This is a genomic window from Colwellia asteriadis, from assembly GCF_039523295.1.
GTDB classification, from domain to species: domain Bacteria; phylum Pseudomonadota; class Gammaproteobacteria; order Enterobacterales; family Alteromonadaceae; genus Colwellia; species Colwellia asteriadis.
In genome coordinates this window covers 132223-148865 of record NZ_BAAAFA010000008.1, presented here as the reverse complement: position 1 = coordinate 148865, position 16643 = coordinate 132223, and the positions used below count along the sequence as shown (strand labels likewise).

Below are 16643 nucleotides of genomic sequence, written 5' to 3'. Positions count from 1 at the left end.
TAACTAACAATTGAACTCAATTAACGTAATGACAATACACATTGTGTACTGCCACTACGTTAATTTAAACACTTACTGTAATTATTATTTTGAGTTGAGTTTTTTGAGCATTTTCTCTGCATTTAGATTATTTGGGTTTAATAGTAGAGATTGTTGATAATTTACAAGGGCATTATTTTTTTCACCATTTAGCATGTAAGCTTCAGCTAGACTGTCAAATGCATTTGCATCATTGGGGTGAAAATAGGCATACACTTTAAAGAAGTTTAATGCTACGTTAAAATCTTTGTTACCTAATGCATTATATCCAGCATTATTTAAAGTATTAGCAGACAAAAATCTTGAATTAGGGAAGTTTATTTTCCACTTCTTATATGCATCGATTGTTTTGGTAAAACCTGCGCTTGCGGCCACTTCAAAAGGAAGGAGTTCACCTTCATTAAGCTTACGCATTGCATACTCCTTTAAACCACTTTCGATACTGTTTAATACTAAGTAAGATTTTTTAGATACAGGGTGCATTTCAAAGCTTATCAAATTGGGGTTGTTGTCTAAAGAAAAATGACCATTTCCTTGGTAATACATTACAGTATTTTTGTTTTTTTGCGCATTATCGATATATAGTACTTTACCGCTATTATTTGATGGTACAAATCTCACCTCCACTATTTGATCAAATGGGGATAAATACCGCCCTGCAATATTTTTTAAAAGTTCGTCTGAAGGCATCTCAGTTGCCTTTAACGCTTTATCCCAACCCATGCTTTTGATCGTAGCATTAACGAGCGCTTCAATCGCAGGAGCTCTATGCTCAGTTGTTGCATTCATAAAAATATGAATGCCTTTCCCACCTTGCATTGTCGACATAATGTGCCCACCGGTCCCAGTATTAGAGCCACCATGAGAGAACCATTGTAAATTACCATTACCTTCAAATCGCATCCAGCCTGGTGACCATCCACCCACTTTTTTTAGTGTATGGGTTTGAGTTGTAATAGTTGCAACAAACCTTGAAATAACCATTGTTTCCTCACCTGCCAATGCTTTTTGATATTCAATGGTGAATTTAGCCATGTCTTCAGGCGTACTCCATAAACCCGAAGGCGCGATCTGTGGGCAAATAGGAATACCATCTCGAATAACTTGTTGATTACGATCATGAACCTTGGCAATATTGGTTAAAAACTGCTTGTTACCATTTTGATACATTGTTGTATTAATCATGCCTAAAGGAGTGAATAGCATTGTTTGAGCAAGTTCTTGTAGTGATTTTCCGGTGATATCTTCTATGGCTACTTGTATTATTACGTAACCACCACCGCTGTACTGCCAATCACTATCAGGAGAAAACAGCCCAGTAATAGGGCTTCTATAGCGTGGTAATTTTTTACCGTTAAGTACTTCTATAATTGTTGGTATATCGTCTCCTAAATGAAAGTCGGCATAGCCACCTTGGCTCATCCCAGAAGTATGGGCTAATAATTGTCGTATAGTTATTTTGTTAGGTACCGAAAAAGGAGAGTCGGGTAATTTCCAACGCTTTAAGTAATGATTAACAGGGGTGTCTAAACTCAGTCTACCTTGCTCTGCGAGCATGGCTACAATCGTTGCTGTTACTGGTTTTGCAATTGATGCAGTTGAAAATGCTGTTTCTTTATCTATCTTTTGTTTACTCTGTGTATCTTTAACGCCCGCGACTGCTGAATACACAAGTTGGTAACCATCCACTACAGCAAAGCTTAATCCTGGAATTTTATATGCGTCAATAAACGCTTGGTAACTGAGTGATTCGCCTTGAGGCGATGTATAATTGCTTAACTGTTTTGCATCGTTATTATTTGCTTGTTTAGGTTCTTTTATTGCATCATTAGCAATAACAATTGATGTAACAATCGAGCAACTTGCGATCACAAATAGCTTACATGTAGAAACTATAAATTGATTAATAGTCATATTTAATACCCCTGTCCATAAATTTAACGTTATTGTGGCTTAATCAAAGGCTTAAAATTTTTGTTAATGCATCAACTGCTCGTATAACTCCTGAACGCCTCTTCCTCTGATGCTTTTTATTGTTAAGATAGCTAAATATAAAAGAGGGGATATTTTGTCAAAAAATCTATTTATACTTATATTACTACTTGTTAGCTTTTCTGCTTGTGCACAAAAGCCAGATATTATTTCAAGTAAAAATTATTACTTAATAGAAGATGACAATTTTAGTTACTCAGTGCCACTTAAAAGTCGAACAGGATGGCAAAAAAATACCTTCAATGGAATCAAGAATTCGAGAAATATTCGTTGGGTACAGGTAGACTTTAATTTTGAAAAACGGTACCAGCGGCCTCTTGGCTTATATGTGAGTATTTTAGGATCATTTGAAGCGTATTGGGATGGTGTCTTAATAGAGGAAAATGGTCGTGTTAGTGGCTCGCGAGACTCTGAAATTGCAGGTATCATTGATACAATAATACTCTTGCCTGATGAGCATAGTGGTAAAGGGGTGCACACCCTCAGTTTACGAATTTCAAATCAACATGCTCCGGCTGATCAAGCTTATGTCTCATTTACCACTGTTATTGCTCAATATGACCATTTAATACAATTACCATTTCAAAAATCGAGTTTGCCATTGATTATGACCAGCGCGTTATTTTTAATTGCTTTATATTCTTTAAATATTTTTATTACTAGTAATAGGGAGCCTAGCTATTTATTGTTTAGCATGCTTTGTATAAGTATTTTATTACTTATTTTTGCTGAATCTTGGCGGGGAATTTTTCCCTATACTTACGACTGGCAAATTCCCCGTTTGCGCACAGTTTTATTTCTCTCATGCTTAACATCATTTCTCTTCACGTGCTTTTTTGCCTGTTTTTTTAAGTTACCTCAAAAGCATCGTATATCATGGCTTATAACTATCACTCTCTCACAATGCATTTTATTAATAACGATTTCAGGCTATGACAATAGAAGCCTATACATTTTCTTAGTGGGTGTAATTAGCGCTGGAGGGATCTGCCTGCAGGCTTTTTTAACTCAACAGGCGAATGCAAAATTAATGATGATTGGGTTAGGGGTATTCATTGCACCTATTTTTATTAATAGTTATTCGTATATGGACCAGTACTTTTTTCTTTCCTTTTCAGGACTTATCTTTTTGATGCTTTACACATTAGCTCAAACTATGAGTTTAAATACAAAGCTACTAGAGAAAAGTAAAACCAATGCCAGTCGATTAGAGTTAGAGTTAGTAAAGCGCAACCTACAACCGCATTTTATTTTAAACACATTAACTGCAGTTGAAGAGTGGATAGAGGAGTCACCATCTACGGCTGTCAAATTTGTTCATGCGTTAGCTGATGAATTTAGGGTTATGGCTCAATTATCAACAAAAAGAATCATACAATTACAGGGTGAAATAAATTTATGTCAATCTCACCTAAAAGTAATGGGGTATCGTGCAAATGCTGAATACGCGCTAAATATACAAGTTAGCAATTTAAATGCCCTAATTCCGCCAGGCGTTATTTTAACTCTTATTGAGAACTCAATTTCGCACAATCGTTACCAACAACCTCTTACCGTGTTTATTTTGGAGCAAAAGGTCATAGATAAAATACAATGCTTAACTTTTAAAGCCCCAGTCAATAAACAAATAAAACAGAGTGCACTAGTTATAAATAAAACAACTAGTATAGGCGCAGGTATAGGTTATAAATACATTGCAGCTAGGCTCGATGAGAGCTTTATGAATGAATGGAGTATGAAGGAGAACTTTGATAATAAGCAATGGGTGACGACCATAACAATCCCACTTATTATCGATGATGATTCTTTTTTTATCACGAAGTAAGTAAGGATAGTCAATGAAAAAAATATTGATGGTTGAAGATGAATTTATGGTTGCTAAGAGATTAAAGCGCTTTATTGAGCATGCCTTTAATGGGCAAAAGATTGAGTTACATACCCTTACAAACTTAGATGATGCTCATGATTATTTAGCAGAGCATATTATTGATCTTTTATTTTTGGATCTAAACCTACAAGGAAGAGATGGTTTTGAGTTATTAAAACAAAAATTATGTGAGAGCTTTCATACGATTATAGTTTCTGCAAATAGCGATAGAGCAATTGAAGCTTTTGATATAGGGGTGCTTGACTTTGTAGCAAAACCATTTACACAAGTAAGAATTCAAAAAGCGGTTAATCGTTATCAACAACAATTCAACGGTGCCTGTAAATATTTAACTTATAAGTATTTAGGGAAGGTTAAATTGCTACCAGTGGCAGAAATTTTATATATTAAGGCTGATGGTCATTATAGCAATGTTGTAACCAAGGCCTCAGAAAGCAGCCTAGGGCACAGTATTTGTCATGATAAAAACCTTGATAAAATATTAATGCTGTTCAATACAGATTTTATAAGAATACATCGCTCATTTGCACTGCCATTAGTAAATATTCAATCATTAATCAGTGAGGAAGGTAGTAAATATTATGTTCAACTTTTATCAGGTGAGAGGCTTCCCGTTGGACGTACACGACTTAAACAGCTAAGAGCCAAAATAGGGAGTACTAAGGGCTGTGACCTTGCGAAATGACTTTTACAATAACTTGTTTGGTGTTTAGGCAAGGCAGAATATGTAAGTGTAACGGGTGACAGGAAGATGCGATAACGATGTATAAAACTCAAATAGGTGATGTCGTAACTCATTAAAAACAGATTTACTCATTATTGCTCATTTTTTGAATAGGCCAACTATAATATTGCATTCTCGTCGCGATAACTCTCAGATAACCTTCATAGCTATCAATGATATAAAACTATTTGATTTAACTTTTTAATTTGACTAAATTCATACTAAGTATTGTATTTTAAAAATAAGGTTATTTTGTTTACTTTGATTTATATCAATAAACAAAGAAGCTAACCGCGTTAGGGTTAGACATATAGCTTATTTAATCATAAACAGTCGAGAGCCATTATGAATAAAGCAATATCACCTGAGCAACAGCAAAAACATGAACGAAATACCTTTATCTTTTTAGCGGTATTTTTAGCCCCTATTTTATCCGTTATTATTGTCGCAGGCTTTGGCTTTGCGGTGTGGATCTCTCAAATATTCTTAGGTCCTCCGAGCACATAATCGTTGTTCTCTTTTAAAAGAAACAAGTCAGATAAGCCTGAACGTTTGGTTGATCCCGCTCGGCGTCGTTTATTTAAAGGGCGTGTAAAAACCGAGTCAGTATTACGGCTACCTTGGGCTATTAATGATAAAGCCTTTACAGAGAGTTGCACTCAATGTGGCGATTGCATTGATGGGTGCGAAACAAACATTATTGTTAAAGATGAATTTGGCTTTCCTAAAGTTGATTTTACATTAGGCGAATGTACTTTTTGTGATTTGTGCATAACTCATTGCCAACAGCCATTATTTGTTAGTAGCTTTGCTCAGCAAGAGAGTTTACCTGTACAACATAATAGCCAGCCACAGCATATAAACCCTTTGGTCACTCGTATTCATGATCCACAAATAGCAAGTACTGCTATTGAACCGCACAGAGATAAACCTTGGCCAGCAACATTAAAGATAACCAATAAATGTTTAGCTAAAAACAATATTTATTGTCAAAGCTGCCGTGATGAATGTGAGCCTAACGCCATAAAGTTTGTTTATCTCAATTCAAGTATTCCAGAGCCAACTATTAATGAAACTGATTGTACTCAGTGTGGTGCTTGTATCTCAAGCTGTCCACAAGAGTCATTGGTGTTGGACTTTAACGTATGATTTTCATACAGAACACATACTGTGTACTGAATATTATAAACACAGTGAATTAAGACGAAGAGGGAATATGACAGACAATATAAATACGCCCACCGATGAATATCATGTTGCAAGCTTAGTTGCTTATTGTATGCAAGATCAAATAGGCGAAGTAACCCAAGCCATTAATGCTATTGAAGGGGCTGAAATTCATGCAACCAGTGTGGAAGGAAAAATTGTCCTAACTTTAGAAGGAGATAGCCATAAAACTATCGGTAAAAGAATGGACCAATTAAGAATACATCAAGGGTTAATTAATTTATCTCCTGTTTATCATCAAGTTCTTGATGAGGGTCAATAAAAAATACTGGTAAAGGCATAAACTAGGATTAAATTTAACGTTAATACTACTGTGAACTTAACTGTAAGCGTCAATAATTTATAAAAATAATAGTGGCTTGAAAATTTATCAAGCTAAAACCATTAAGTTGAATCGAAGAGCAAAAGGAAAGGTGACCCAATGACCATTAATCGCCGAGAATTTATTAAAGCTAATGCCGTTGCCGCGGCGGCGGCTGTCGCAGGTGTATCTGTACCTGCGATGGCATCAAATTTCATTACCAGTTCAGACCTTACTAAGCTGAAATGGGACAAAGCCCCGTGTCGTTTTTGTGGTACTGGTTGTAGCGTTAATGTCGGTGTAATGGATGGCAAGGTTGTTGCGACTCACGGTGATATCAAGTCGCCCGTGAATAAAGGCCTTAACTGTGTTAAGGGCTACTTTCTTTCTAAAATAATGTATGGGAAAGATAGACTTACCACACCTTTATTACGTATGACTAATGGGAAATACGATAAAGAAGGTGAGTTTACACCCATTACTTGGGATCAAGCATTTAATGTTATGGCTGAAAAAGCCAAAGACGCTTTACAAAAAAACGGTCCTGAAGCATTAGGTATGTTTGGGTCTGGGCAGTGGACAGTGCAAGAAGGCTATGCTGCGGTTAAGTTAATGAAGGCCGGCTTTAGAACAAATAATATTGACCCAAATGCACGCCACTGTATGGCATCAGCGGTTGGCGGCTTTATGCGTACCTTTGGTATTGATGAGCCTATGGGATGCTACGATGATTTAGAGGCGGCAGATGCATTTGTATTATGGGGTTCTAATATGGCAGAAATGCACCCTATTTTATGGACTCGTTTAACCGATCGTCGTTTAAGTGCACCACATGTAAAAGTGGCCGTTTTATCGACTTTTGAACATCGTAGCTTTGATTTAGCTGATAATGGTATGGTATTTACGCCGCAAACCGATTTAGCTATTTTAAATTATATTGCCAATTATATTATTGAAACCGGTCGTGTAAATAAAGATTTTGTGAATAAACACACTAACTTTAAGTTAGGTGAAACTGATATTGGTTATGGTTTACGACCTGAGCACCCTTTAGAGCAAAAAGCTAAAAACAATGGTAAAACTGCGGGCAGCTCAACATCGATTAGTTTTGATGAATACGCGAAATTTGTTAGCACCTATACCGCAGAATATACGGCTAAGTTATCAGGGGTTCCTGAGCATAAATTGAAAGCGCTTGCTGAGCTCTATGCAGACCCTAAAATTAAAGTAACATCATTTTGGACGATGGGCTTTAACCAACATACTCGTGGAGTGTGGGCTAATAACTTAGTTTATAACATTCACTTGTTAACAGGAAAAATATCCACGCCAGGTAACAGTCCATTTTCATTAACGGGTCAGCCTTCAGCTTGTGGTACCGCACGTGAAGTTGGTACATTCTCTCACCGTTTACCAGCTGATATGGTTGTAGCAAACCCTAAGCACCGTGCAACCGCTGAAAAAATTTGGAACCTACCTGAAGGCACTGTGCCTGCTAAACCAGGTTATCATGCGGCACTGCAAAATCGTATGTTGAAAGATGGCAAGTTAAATTTCTATTGGGTGCAATGTAATAACAATATGCAAGCAGCAGCTAATATTAACGAAGAAGGCTATCCTGGTTATCGTAACCCGAAAAACTTTATAGTTGTTTCTGATCCATACCCAACGGTAACAGCACAAGCGGCAGATTTGATTTTACCGGCCGCTATGTGGGTAGAAAAAGAAGGGGTTTATGGTAATGCCGAACGTCGAACACAATCTTGGTATCAAATGGTAGAAGCGCCAGAAGGGGCTAAGTCTGATTTATGGCAGTTAGTTGAATTTTCAAAACGCTTCAATATTGAAGAGGTTTGGTCAGAAGAGTTAATTGCTAAAAAACCAGAAGTACGAGGTAAAACATTATTTGATGTGCTTTACAAAGAATCATCTGTTGGTAAATTTTCATTAGATGAAATCCCAGAAGATAGATTAAACCATGAATCACGTGAATTTGGTTTTTATATTCAAAAAGGTTTATTTGAAGAGTACGCTAGCTTTGGTCGAGGTCATGCTCACGATTTAGCGCCGTATGACAGATATCATCAGGAGCGCGGCTTACGTTGGCCTGTTGTCGATGGTAAAGAAACACAATGGCGCTTTAAAGAGGGTACAGATCCATACGCTAAAGCGGGCAGTGGTTGGGATTTTTATGGTCACAAAGACGGTCGCGCGGTTATTTTTGCTCTACCTTATGAGCCACCAGCTGAATCTCCAGATGAAGAATACGACTTATGGTTATCTACAGGCCGTGTATTAGAGCATTGGCACTCTGGCTCAATGACACAGCGTGTTCCTGAGCTTTATAAAGCAATGCCTGATGCTTTGGTTTATATGCACCCTGATGATGCTAAAGCACGTAATATGCGCCGAGGAGATTTAGTGAAATTAATTTCTCGCCGCGGTGAAGTGCAAACTCGTGTTGAAACGCGTGGCCGTAATAAACCGCCTAAAGGCTTAGTATATATGCCTTGGTTTGATGCTAGCCGTTTAGTAAATAAAGTTACTTTAGATGCTACCGACCCGTTATCGAAACAAACGGATTTCAAAAAATGTGCTATTAAAATTGTGAAAGTGTAGGAGTCTGTTATGAAAAAATTTAACTTAATAACCATGAGTAGTTTATTAATAATGACTTTGGCGCCGTTATTTTATGTAAGCACAGCGATAAGTGCAGATAAAGATACAATAAATACTGTGGCAACATTACGAGATCACACTAAGGTTGATGAACAAAAAACACCCAATACAATACCTCAAGTGATGAACAAGGATATAAAACAAACTCGTAACTATCCTATGCAACCGCCGGTTATTCCTCATACAACGCGCAGTTATGAGGTGAATACAAATAGTAATAAGTGTATGTCGTGTCACTCACGTCATCGCACTGAAAAATCACAAGCACCTATGGTAAGTGTTACTCATTATATGGATCGCGACGGTAACTTCTTAGCTGAGGTGTCGCCACGTCGTTATTTCTGTAACCAATGTCATGTCACGCAAGTTGATGCTAAGCCGTTAGTTGAAAATACTTTTACTGATATGCATAGTTTAATGAAAAATAAAGTTACTTCAGCTGAGAAAGATTAGGAGCACTAATGAAAAAATTATTTCTAATTGGTTGGCGCACCTTAAAAAAACCTAGCGCTTATTATAGTTTAGGTACTTTAGTAGTTGGAGGCTTCATCGCAGGTATTATTTTTTGGGGTGGTTTTAACACCGCTTTAGAAGTGACAAATACGGAAGAGTTTTGTATCTCTTGTCATGAAATGGAAAATAATGTTTATGAAGAGCTCAAAACGACCATTCACTTTACCAATCGCTCTGGGGTACGTGCAACATGCCCTGATTGTCATGTTCCACATAATTGGACTGATAAAATAGCCCGTAAAATGAAAGCTTCAAAAGAGGTATGGGGTGCTATTTTTGGTACTATTAATACGCGAGAGAAGTTTTTAGTGCATCGTAGACGGTTAGCTGAAAACGAATGGGAGCGCTTAAAAGCCAACGACTCATTAGAGTGTCGTAATTGTCATAATTTTGATTATATGGATTTTACCGAGCAAAGTGAACGTGCAGCAGTACAACACTCAGGTGCTCTAGCATCAGGTGAAAAAACTTGTATTGACTGCCATAAAGGTATTGCGCATCATTTACCTGATATGAAAGGCGTCGAAGGCTGGTAAAATAGCATTCACATTATGATTAAAAACCTAACACTGTTAGGTTTTTTTTTGCTCATTATTCACTAGCCTACACTCGGGTTATAAACCTAATACAAGAGCAACTAAACAAGACTGCGTTTTTAAATATGTTTGGTAACGAGTATAAACAGCAGGGCTTAATTTTAATTCCACCGACTTTTCAGATACTTGAATCATATTTTCGCTTAAATATAAGGGCGCTAGTATTGGCTGTGTAAAGCAAACCAATGGTTGGTGACTATTCTGTACATGTTGAAGTAATAAACGCGCAATACCTTGGCGCTGATGTGATTTAGCGACAACTAAGCCATGTAAAAAGTATTGTTCATTGGTAGGTGTTAATTGAGAAATAATAACGCAAGCAATAATCACATTTTCACTTTTGATTAAGTAAGCTTGATCCAATCCGATAAACCGTGCTGAGTACTGCTGGGATTTATAAAAGCGTAATATCGCTTTTTTATCGGACTTTAGCGCTTTGGTAATGCTTAAATCGTTAATGTAGCTCACTTGTGCTATTCAGTTTTCTCTTTGAAATCACATAAATCTTCAATAATACACGAGCCACATTTCGGTTTACGCGCCGTACAAGTATAGCGACCATGTAAAATAAACCAGTGGTGTAAATTGAACATAAATTCTTTTTTATTGGGGGTGTTTTTTATGATGGCTTGTTCGGTTTGCTCAACGGTTTTCCCTTTGGCATAACCTGTACGATTAGCTAGTCGTTGTATATGAGTGTCAACAGCGAGAAAATAGTTACCTTCATTATCTTTGAGCCAACCAAAGGCAGTATTAAGTACTACGTTTGCGGTTTTACGGCCGACGCCAGGAAGCGCTTCTAAAGCGGCTCTATTTTCAGGTACTTCACCGCCGTGTAAGTCGACTAACATTTGGCAGGTTTTTATGGTGTTTTGCGCTTTGGTGTTAAATAAGCCTATCGTTTTTATATACGACTTTAATCCATCTAAACCTAAGTCGAGAATGGCTTGTGGTGTATTAGCAACAGGGTAGAGCTTGTCTGTTGCTTTATTAACACCAACATCTGTTGCTTGTGCAGAAAGTAGTACAGCAATCAATAACTCAAAGGGAGTGCTGAAGTTCAGCTCTGTTGTTGGTGTTGGGTTATCATCGCGCAAGCGAGTTAGCATTTCTACACGGGTATTTCTATTCATAATGTTGTTATTGGCTCTCTATTAAATTAGCGTTAGTTATATCACCATTAAGAATCAAAATTAACGCGTACTCGTTCAATGGTTCCATCATGGGTATTAACTTGCGCTTTTTTCATTTTTGCATCGATGGCATTTTTAATGGCAATTAAAAAGCCCATCGCAATAAAAGCCCCAGGAGGTAAAATGGCGAGTAAGAATTGGCTATCAAACTGCATAACTTCAATACGCAAACTACTCGCCCAATCACCTAACAGTAAATGCGCGCCATCAAATAATGTTCCTTGTCCTAAAATCTCCCTTATTGCCCCTAAAACAACCAACACTAAAGCAAAGCCAATACCCATCATAAAGCCATCAAAAGCCGCTTGTTTTACGGGGTTTTTAGAAGCGTAGGCTTCTGCTCGACCAATAATGGCGCAGTTAGTGACAATGAGCGGTAGAAAAATCCCTAAAGATTGGTAAAGACCGAAGGTGTATGCATTCATCAGTAATTGTACACAGGTGACAAAGGCAGCAATAATTAGTACAAAAATTGGAATACGTATTTCTTTTGGTACCCAGTGACGTATAGCCGATACGGTTACATTGGAGCAAATGAGTACTAATAGTGTTGCTAGCCCTAAACCTAGTGCATTAGCGACTGTGCCGGTAACGGCAAGTAAAGGACATAAGCCTAATAATTGGACTAAGCCTGGGTTGTTTTTCCATAAGCCTTGAATAGCTAATTCTTTATATTCAGCATTAAGCATTGCTTTTTTTTCACTACTTTGACTTGCATTAGCCGTATCATCATTGATAGCGGTTTCATTAATTGCTTGAGCAGAGGCATTATTGTTGGGAGTTTTAGTGCTCATTAGTCACCTCTGTATTTTGGGCATTGCCATGGGAAGTGTTTTCTACGTTACTTGTTTTTTCAATATTACCTGATGGTGAGGCTAGTTTGCAGGTATTTGGCTGCGTCAGTAAGCTCTGCTGATTATTTTTAAAGTAGCTGAGCGTATTTTTAATACCATGTACTACGGCTCGTGGTGTAATTGTTGCGCCAGTAAATTGGTCAAACATACCGCCGTCTTTAACGACGCTCCAGCGCTTATCATCATCAGATATTAAGGTTTTACCATTAAATTTAGTGATCCAGTCATGTTTGGCTATTTCTATTTTATCGCCTAGTCCAGGTGTTTCTTGATGTTTTAATATGCGAACACCGCTAATCGTGGCATCAATATTAATACCGACAATAAAGTCAATATTACCGTTATAGCCATTCGGCGCAGTGCTGGTCATTGCTAAGGCTACAATTTTATTATTTTTGCGAGCAACATATGCTGTTTTGACATCGTTAGTGCCTAGGAAAGGTGAACTTATGCTAATACAGTCGTTTGCTATGTCGTTATCGTAACGTGATGGTTCGATAATCGCATGTAGTGTATTAAGGAGTTGCTGTTGCTCTTGGGCTTTAATTTTATCTTGGGTAAGTTCATTTACCAGCGCAACTAGACCCGTACAAGCAATAGCAAATAACGCTAATATTTTGCTGTTGTTAGACACGGCTACTGTAGTTGCTGAAACAGTTTTTGTTTTTTTATTTGACATAGTAGCGTTATCCTTTGGTATGACCATAGGTGCGAGGTCGTGTGTATTGGTCAATTAAAGGGGCAGCCATGTTACATAATAAAATAGCAAAGGCGACGCCGTCAGGGTAACCACCAAAAGTTCTAATTAAATAAACGAGTAAGCCAGCCAATAAGCCGACAATAATACGGCCTTTGATGCTGGTTGCGCCAGTTACAGGATCAGTCAGAATAAAAAATGCGCCAATCATCGTGGCCCCCGAGAGCCAATGAAACATTGTTGATGGGCTACTATCTGGGTTGATGCTATAAGCAACTAATGAACAGATAAATATTCCTGCTAAAAAGCTGACAGGCGTTTGCCAAGGAATCATTTTTTTAATGATTAAGTAAATACCGCCGATGAAAAATCCAGCGTTAATCCATTCCCAACCTAGCGCAAAGTTATCGCCAAATACATTTGCTGTCATGCTCTCATAAACGGTTAAACCAAGCGTTGTGTTGGTTTTTAATGTATCAAGTGGCGTTGCCATGGTGATGCCATCAATACCTGTACGTATTTGCTCAACTGAATAACCCTCTAAGGTAAAGCCTGTGAAAATAGCGGAAAGTGTATTAGATAAATTAAGCTCAATATTAAGTAAGCTTAACGGCGGTTGCCATGTGGTCATTTGAAGAGGAAATGAAATAAGTAAAACGACATAACCTGTCATCGCAGGGTTAAAAGGGTTATGGCCCAAACCACCGTATAGTTGTTTAGCAATACCAATAGCAAAAATAACACCGATAACGGTAATCCACCATGGCGCTAGAGCAGGTAAGCATATACCTAGTAATACTGCGGTGAGTATGGCACTTCCGTCAAAAAGCTCTTTGCCTATGGGCTTGTTACGTAACGCTAAAATAGTAAACTCACACAGCAAGGCGGTAAGTATTGCTAAACCAATATGTATTAAGTTTCCCCAACCAAAAAAGTACCACTGAGCGAAAATGCCGGGAATTGCGGCATAAATAACGTGTCGCATCAGTTGTGATGTTTCGCTCTGAATGTGGTTATGTGGCGAGCTTGCTATCCAAAAGGCCATAAATTATGTTAACTCTTTTTGTGTATTGTTATTAGCGTTGTTACTGGTATTTTCGTTAGCCGATTTAGCTAATTTTTTCGCTTTTGCTTTAGCAATCGCAGCGGCTATTTTTGCTTTCTTATCATCAGCTTGATTTTGAGTCTTATTGCTGGAGTCAGTATTACTTGGGTCAGTATTACTTGAGCCGATGTTGTCGCTAATATTTGGCTCATGACTCGGCTTTATTGCCGCTTTTTTTTCTGATTTAGTTAAAGTCGTGTTATTAGCGTCAACGTCAGCATTCCCCGATGTAACTTCTAAATCAGTAGATTGATTTGCTTGAGTTGACTTGGCTAATTTCTTCGCTTTTGCCTTAGCGATTGCTGCAGCTATTTTCGCTTTTTTATCGTCTGCTTGACTATTATCCGATTGAGTAGCAGGGATCGGTGCTTCTGTTGACGCTTCATCGGTTGATTGAGTTATTGATGGCGCACTTTTAGCTTCTTTTTTCGCTTTTGCTTTGGCAATTGCAGCAGCAATCTTTGCTTTCTTATCATCAGGCTTTGAGGCAACACTTTTTGTATTGTCAGCGGTTGACTCAATCGCACTGTCTTGAGGTGGTTTATCCTCGGTAGTGTTTGCATTATTGCCACGGTCATTCGTTTGATTTTTCTGCTCTCGCTTGGCTTTAGCACGGGCGATCGCGGCAGCAACTTGCGATTTTTGCGTATTATCTTCAACGTTGTTTTCACTTTTGTTACTCTCTGGAGCAGCGGCCGTTGTTGTTCCTGCTTTTTTGGCTTTAACACGTGCTAAAGCAGCAGCTACAGCAGATTTAGCATTCGCAGCTTCTGGCGTTGCTTTATTCATTGCCGCTTTTCGAGCCGCTGCAGCTTTTTTCTGTTTTTCTTCTCGGGCTATTTTTTCTTTTTCAAGTCTTAACTTTCTTGCTTCAAAGCGTACTTTGGCTTTTTCAGCCTTAATATCAAGAATCTGCTGCTGACGTATTTCTGCTTTAGCTATACGGTAATACTGTACTAAAGGAATTTGGCTTGGGCATACATAAGCACAAGCGCCACAATCTATACAGTCACGTAAATTAAGCTTCTCTAACTGCGGATAGTCTTTTGCTTTGGCACTCCATTGCAGCTCTTGTGGTAATAATTGACTAGGGCAAACTACCGCACACTCGCCACAGCGAATGCATTCAACTTCCTTACTTTGGCGGTCAAATGCGCTAGGCATTTCCTGCTTGCTGGGAATTAAAATACAATTACTGGTTTTAATAATAGGTACTTGCTCAGACAATACACCAAAGCCCATCATAGGACCGCCCATAATAACCGGTTGTTTACCGCTTTCTAATGGTTGTGCTGAAAACTGACTGAGCAAAAAGTCAATGGTAGTGCCTAATAGTACCCAAGCATTTTGCGGCGTATCTAAAGCTTGTCCAGTTACGGTAACAACACGCTCAATTAGCGGTGTATCATTTATAACCGCTTGGCTAATCGCAAAACAAGTGGCAACATTTTGCATAATAATACCGCAATTTATGGGGAGGCTACCGCTAGGTACTTCTTTGCCAGTTAATACTTTTATTAACTGCTTCTCGCCACCTGTAGGGTACTTGGTTGGTACCACACAAACATGAATATGTGCTAAGCCCTTTGTTGCTATCTCCATTGCTTTAATTGCGTTTGGTTTGTTATCTTCAATGGCAATCAAGATGTTTTTTGGAGCTATTACTTGTTTTAGTATATTAATACCATCAACTATTGCCTGACTCTGCTCAGTCATCAATAAATCATCGGCTGTTATATAAGGCTCACACTCAGCGCCATTAATAATGAGGAAATCAATATTAGCCGCTGAATTTGTTTTTATGTGCGTAGGAAAGCCCGCACCGCCCATACCGGAAATGCCGGCATCAGCAATTTTTTTAATTATTTCACTTGAGGAAAGCTGCTGGTAATCTTGATTTTTATTACGCTTTATCCAAGTATCTTTACCGTCAACATCGATAAATAAGCACAGCTCACTTAAGCCTGAAGGGTGAGCAATAACCGATTTTTTAATGGCCGTGATTATACCGCTGGTTGGAGCATGTATCGGCAATGCCATAGGATTAGACGCTAACGTTAAAGGTTGACCTTTGAGCACTTTGTCACCCACGTTAACGAGTAAATCACCTTCACCACCAATATGTTGCTGTAACGGCACAATAAGCTGCTTTGGTAAAGGTAGTGTTCTAATGGCTTTAGTTGCGGTTAATGCTTTTTGTTCAGGTGGATGAATGCCGCCATGAAATGACCAAAATTTTCCAGAGGTGATTCGTTCAAGAATAGATTGCACGCTGATCTCCTAATCTATTTGTTTGACGGGGATACTATTGATATCCCATTGCCAATTTTGCGTCGTCTCAGGGATAACACGCATTTCTATACAATCTACGGGGCAGGGAGCAACACATAAGTCACAACCCGTACACTCATCAATAATAATGGTATGCATTTGTTTGGCTGCGCCAATAATGGCATCAACAGGGCAGGCTTGAATACATTTAGTACAACCAATACAGTCTTCTTCAATAATGAAGGCAACTTTAGGGCGGTTATCTTGCTCATGACTTTCATCAAGCGGTTGTACTTCAACCCCCATTAAATCGGCAATTTTTTTAATGGTATCTTCACCACCCGGAGCACACTTATTAATGGCTTCACCATCAGCTACTGCTTGTGCATAGGGTTTACAACCAGGGTAACCACATTGTCCACATTGTGTTTGTGGTAAAAGTGCGTCGAGTTGATCAACAATAGGATCCGCTTCTACTTTAAAACGAATGGAGGCAAAACCAAGAAGTGCACCGAATAATGCTGCTATAACGCCAACAACAGCAATGGCGATAAGAATACTCAT

At 38.3% G+C, this 16643-nt stretch carries 16 protein-coding genes; 8 read left to right on the top strand and 8 right to left on the bottom strand.

All coding sequences use genetic code 11. The features are described from left to right. Nucleotides 1-84 precede the first annotated feature (84 nt). Entirely contained in the window at nt 85-1953 is a 1869-nt protein-coding gene (locus ABD005_RS12500; protein WP_343817794.1) for a serine hydrolase domain-containing protein, read from the bottom strand. 154 nt (nt 1954-2107) lie between these two features. On the opposite strand from ABD005_RS12500, the gene ABD005_RS12495 reads away from it, so the two are divergent. From ABD005_RS12495 to ABD005_RS12460, 8 genes are all read left to right on the top strand, one after another. After that, nucleotides 2108-3856, top strand: a complete 1749-nt coding sequence (locus ABD005_RS12495; protein ID WP_343817792.1) for a histidine kinase — start codon at nt 2108-2110, stop codon at nt 3854-3856. 13 nt (nt 3857-3869) lie between these two features. Next, entirely contained in the window at nt 3870-4604 is a 735-nt protein-coding gene (locus ABD005_RS12490; RefSeq protein WP_343817791.1) for a LytR/AlgR family response regulator transcription factor, read from the top strand. Nucleotides 4605-4988: 384 nt separating this feature from the next. Beyond that, nucleotides 4989-5150 (top strand): periplasmic nitrate reductase, NapE protein, encoded by a 162-nt coding sequence (gene napE / locus ABD005_RS12485; RefSeq protein WP_343817789.1) that lies wholly within the window; start codon nt 4989-4991, stop codon nt 5148-5150. A gap of 3 nt (nt 5151-5153) precedes the next feature. Continuing rightward, the gene (locus ABD005_RS12480; RefSeq protein WP_343817787.1) at nt 5154-5792 is read left to right on the top strand and encodes a ferredoxin-type protein NapF; all 639 of its coding nucleotides are present in this window, start codon (nt 5154-5156) and stop codon (nt 5790-5792) included. Between the two features lie 67 nt (nt 5793-5859). Then, the gene (locus ABD005_RS12475; protein ID WP_343817785.1) at nt 5860-6132 is read left to right on the top strand and encodes a chaperone NapD; all 273 of its coding nucleotides are present in this window, start codon (nt 5860-5862) and stop codon (nt 6130-6132) included. A 159-nt stretch (nt 6133-6291) separates the two neighbouring features. Then, nucleotides 6292-8790: a nitrate reductase catalytic subunit NapA gene (gene napA / locus ABD005_RS12470; RefSeq protein ID WP_343817783.1), complete on the top strand. Its 2499-nt coding sequence runs from the start codon at nt 6292-6294 to the stop codon at nt 8788-8790. 9 nt (nt 8791-8799) lie between these two features. Beyond that, nucleotides 8800-9303, top strand: coding sequence for a nitrate reductase cytochrome c-type subunit (locus ABD005_RS12465; RefSeq protein WP_215979032.1), 504 nt, complete (start codon nt 8800-8802; stop codon nt 9301-9303). Nucleotides 9304-9311: 8 nt separating this feature from the next. Further along, nucleotides 9312-9899, top strand: a complete 588-nt coding sequence (locus ABD005_RS12460) for a cytochrome c3 family protein (RefSeq protein ID WP_215979033.1) — start codon at nt 9312-9314, stop codon at nt 9897-9899. Nucleotides 9900-9977: 78 nt separating this feature from the next. On the opposite strand, the gene ABD005_RS12455 is transcribed toward ABD005_RS12460, so the two are convergent. From ABD005_RS12455 to rsxB, 7 genes are all read right to left on the bottom strand, one after another. After that, nucleotides 9978-10427, bottom strand: coding sequence for a GNAT family N-acetyltransferase (locus tag ABD005_RS12455; RefSeq protein ID WP_343817781.1), 450 nt, complete (start codon nt 10425-10427; stop codon nt 9978-9980). A 5-nt stretch (nt 10428-10432) separates the two neighbouring features. After that, nucleotides 10433-11092 carry an endonuclease III gene (gene nth / locus ABD005_RS12450; protein WP_215979035.1) on the bottom strand — a complete coding sequence of 220 codons (660 nt, stop codon included), beginning with the start codon at nt 11090-11092 and terminating at the stop codon, nt 10433-10435. A 47-nt stretch (nt 11093-11139) separates the two neighbouring features. Further along, entirely contained in the window at nt 11140-11841 is a 702-nt protein-coding gene (locus ABD005_RS12445) for an electron transport complex subunit E (RefSeq protein WP_343817915.1), read from the bottom strand. A 94-nt stretch (nt 11842-11935) separates the two neighbouring features. Beyond that, entirely contained in the window at nt 11936-12685 is a 750-nt protein-coding gene (gene rsxG, locus ABD005_RS12440; protein WP_343817779.1) for an electron transport complex subunit RsxG, read from the bottom strand. Nucleotides 12686-12692: 7 nt separating this feature from the next. Beyond that, the gene (gene rsxD / locus ABD005_RS12435) at nt 12693-13748 is read right to left on the bottom strand and encodes an electron transport complex subunit RsxD (protein WP_343817778.1); all 1056 of its coding nucleotides are present in this window, start codon (nt 13746-13748) and stop codon (nt 12693-12695) included. Nucleotides 13749-13751: 3 nt separating this feature from the next. Beyond that, nucleotides 13752-16079 (bottom strand): electron transport complex subunit RsxC, encoded by a 2328-nt coding sequence (gene rsxC, locus ABD005_RS12430; protein ID WP_343817776.1) that lies wholly within the window; start codon nt 16077-16079, stop codon nt 13752-13754. A gap of 9 nt (nt 16080-16088) precedes the next feature. After that, nucleotides 16089-16643: an electron transport complex subunit RsxB gene (gene rsxB, locus ABD005_RS12425; protein WP_215979039.1), complete on the bottom strand. Its 555-nt coding sequence runs from the start codon at nt 16641-16643 to the stop codon at nt 16089-16091.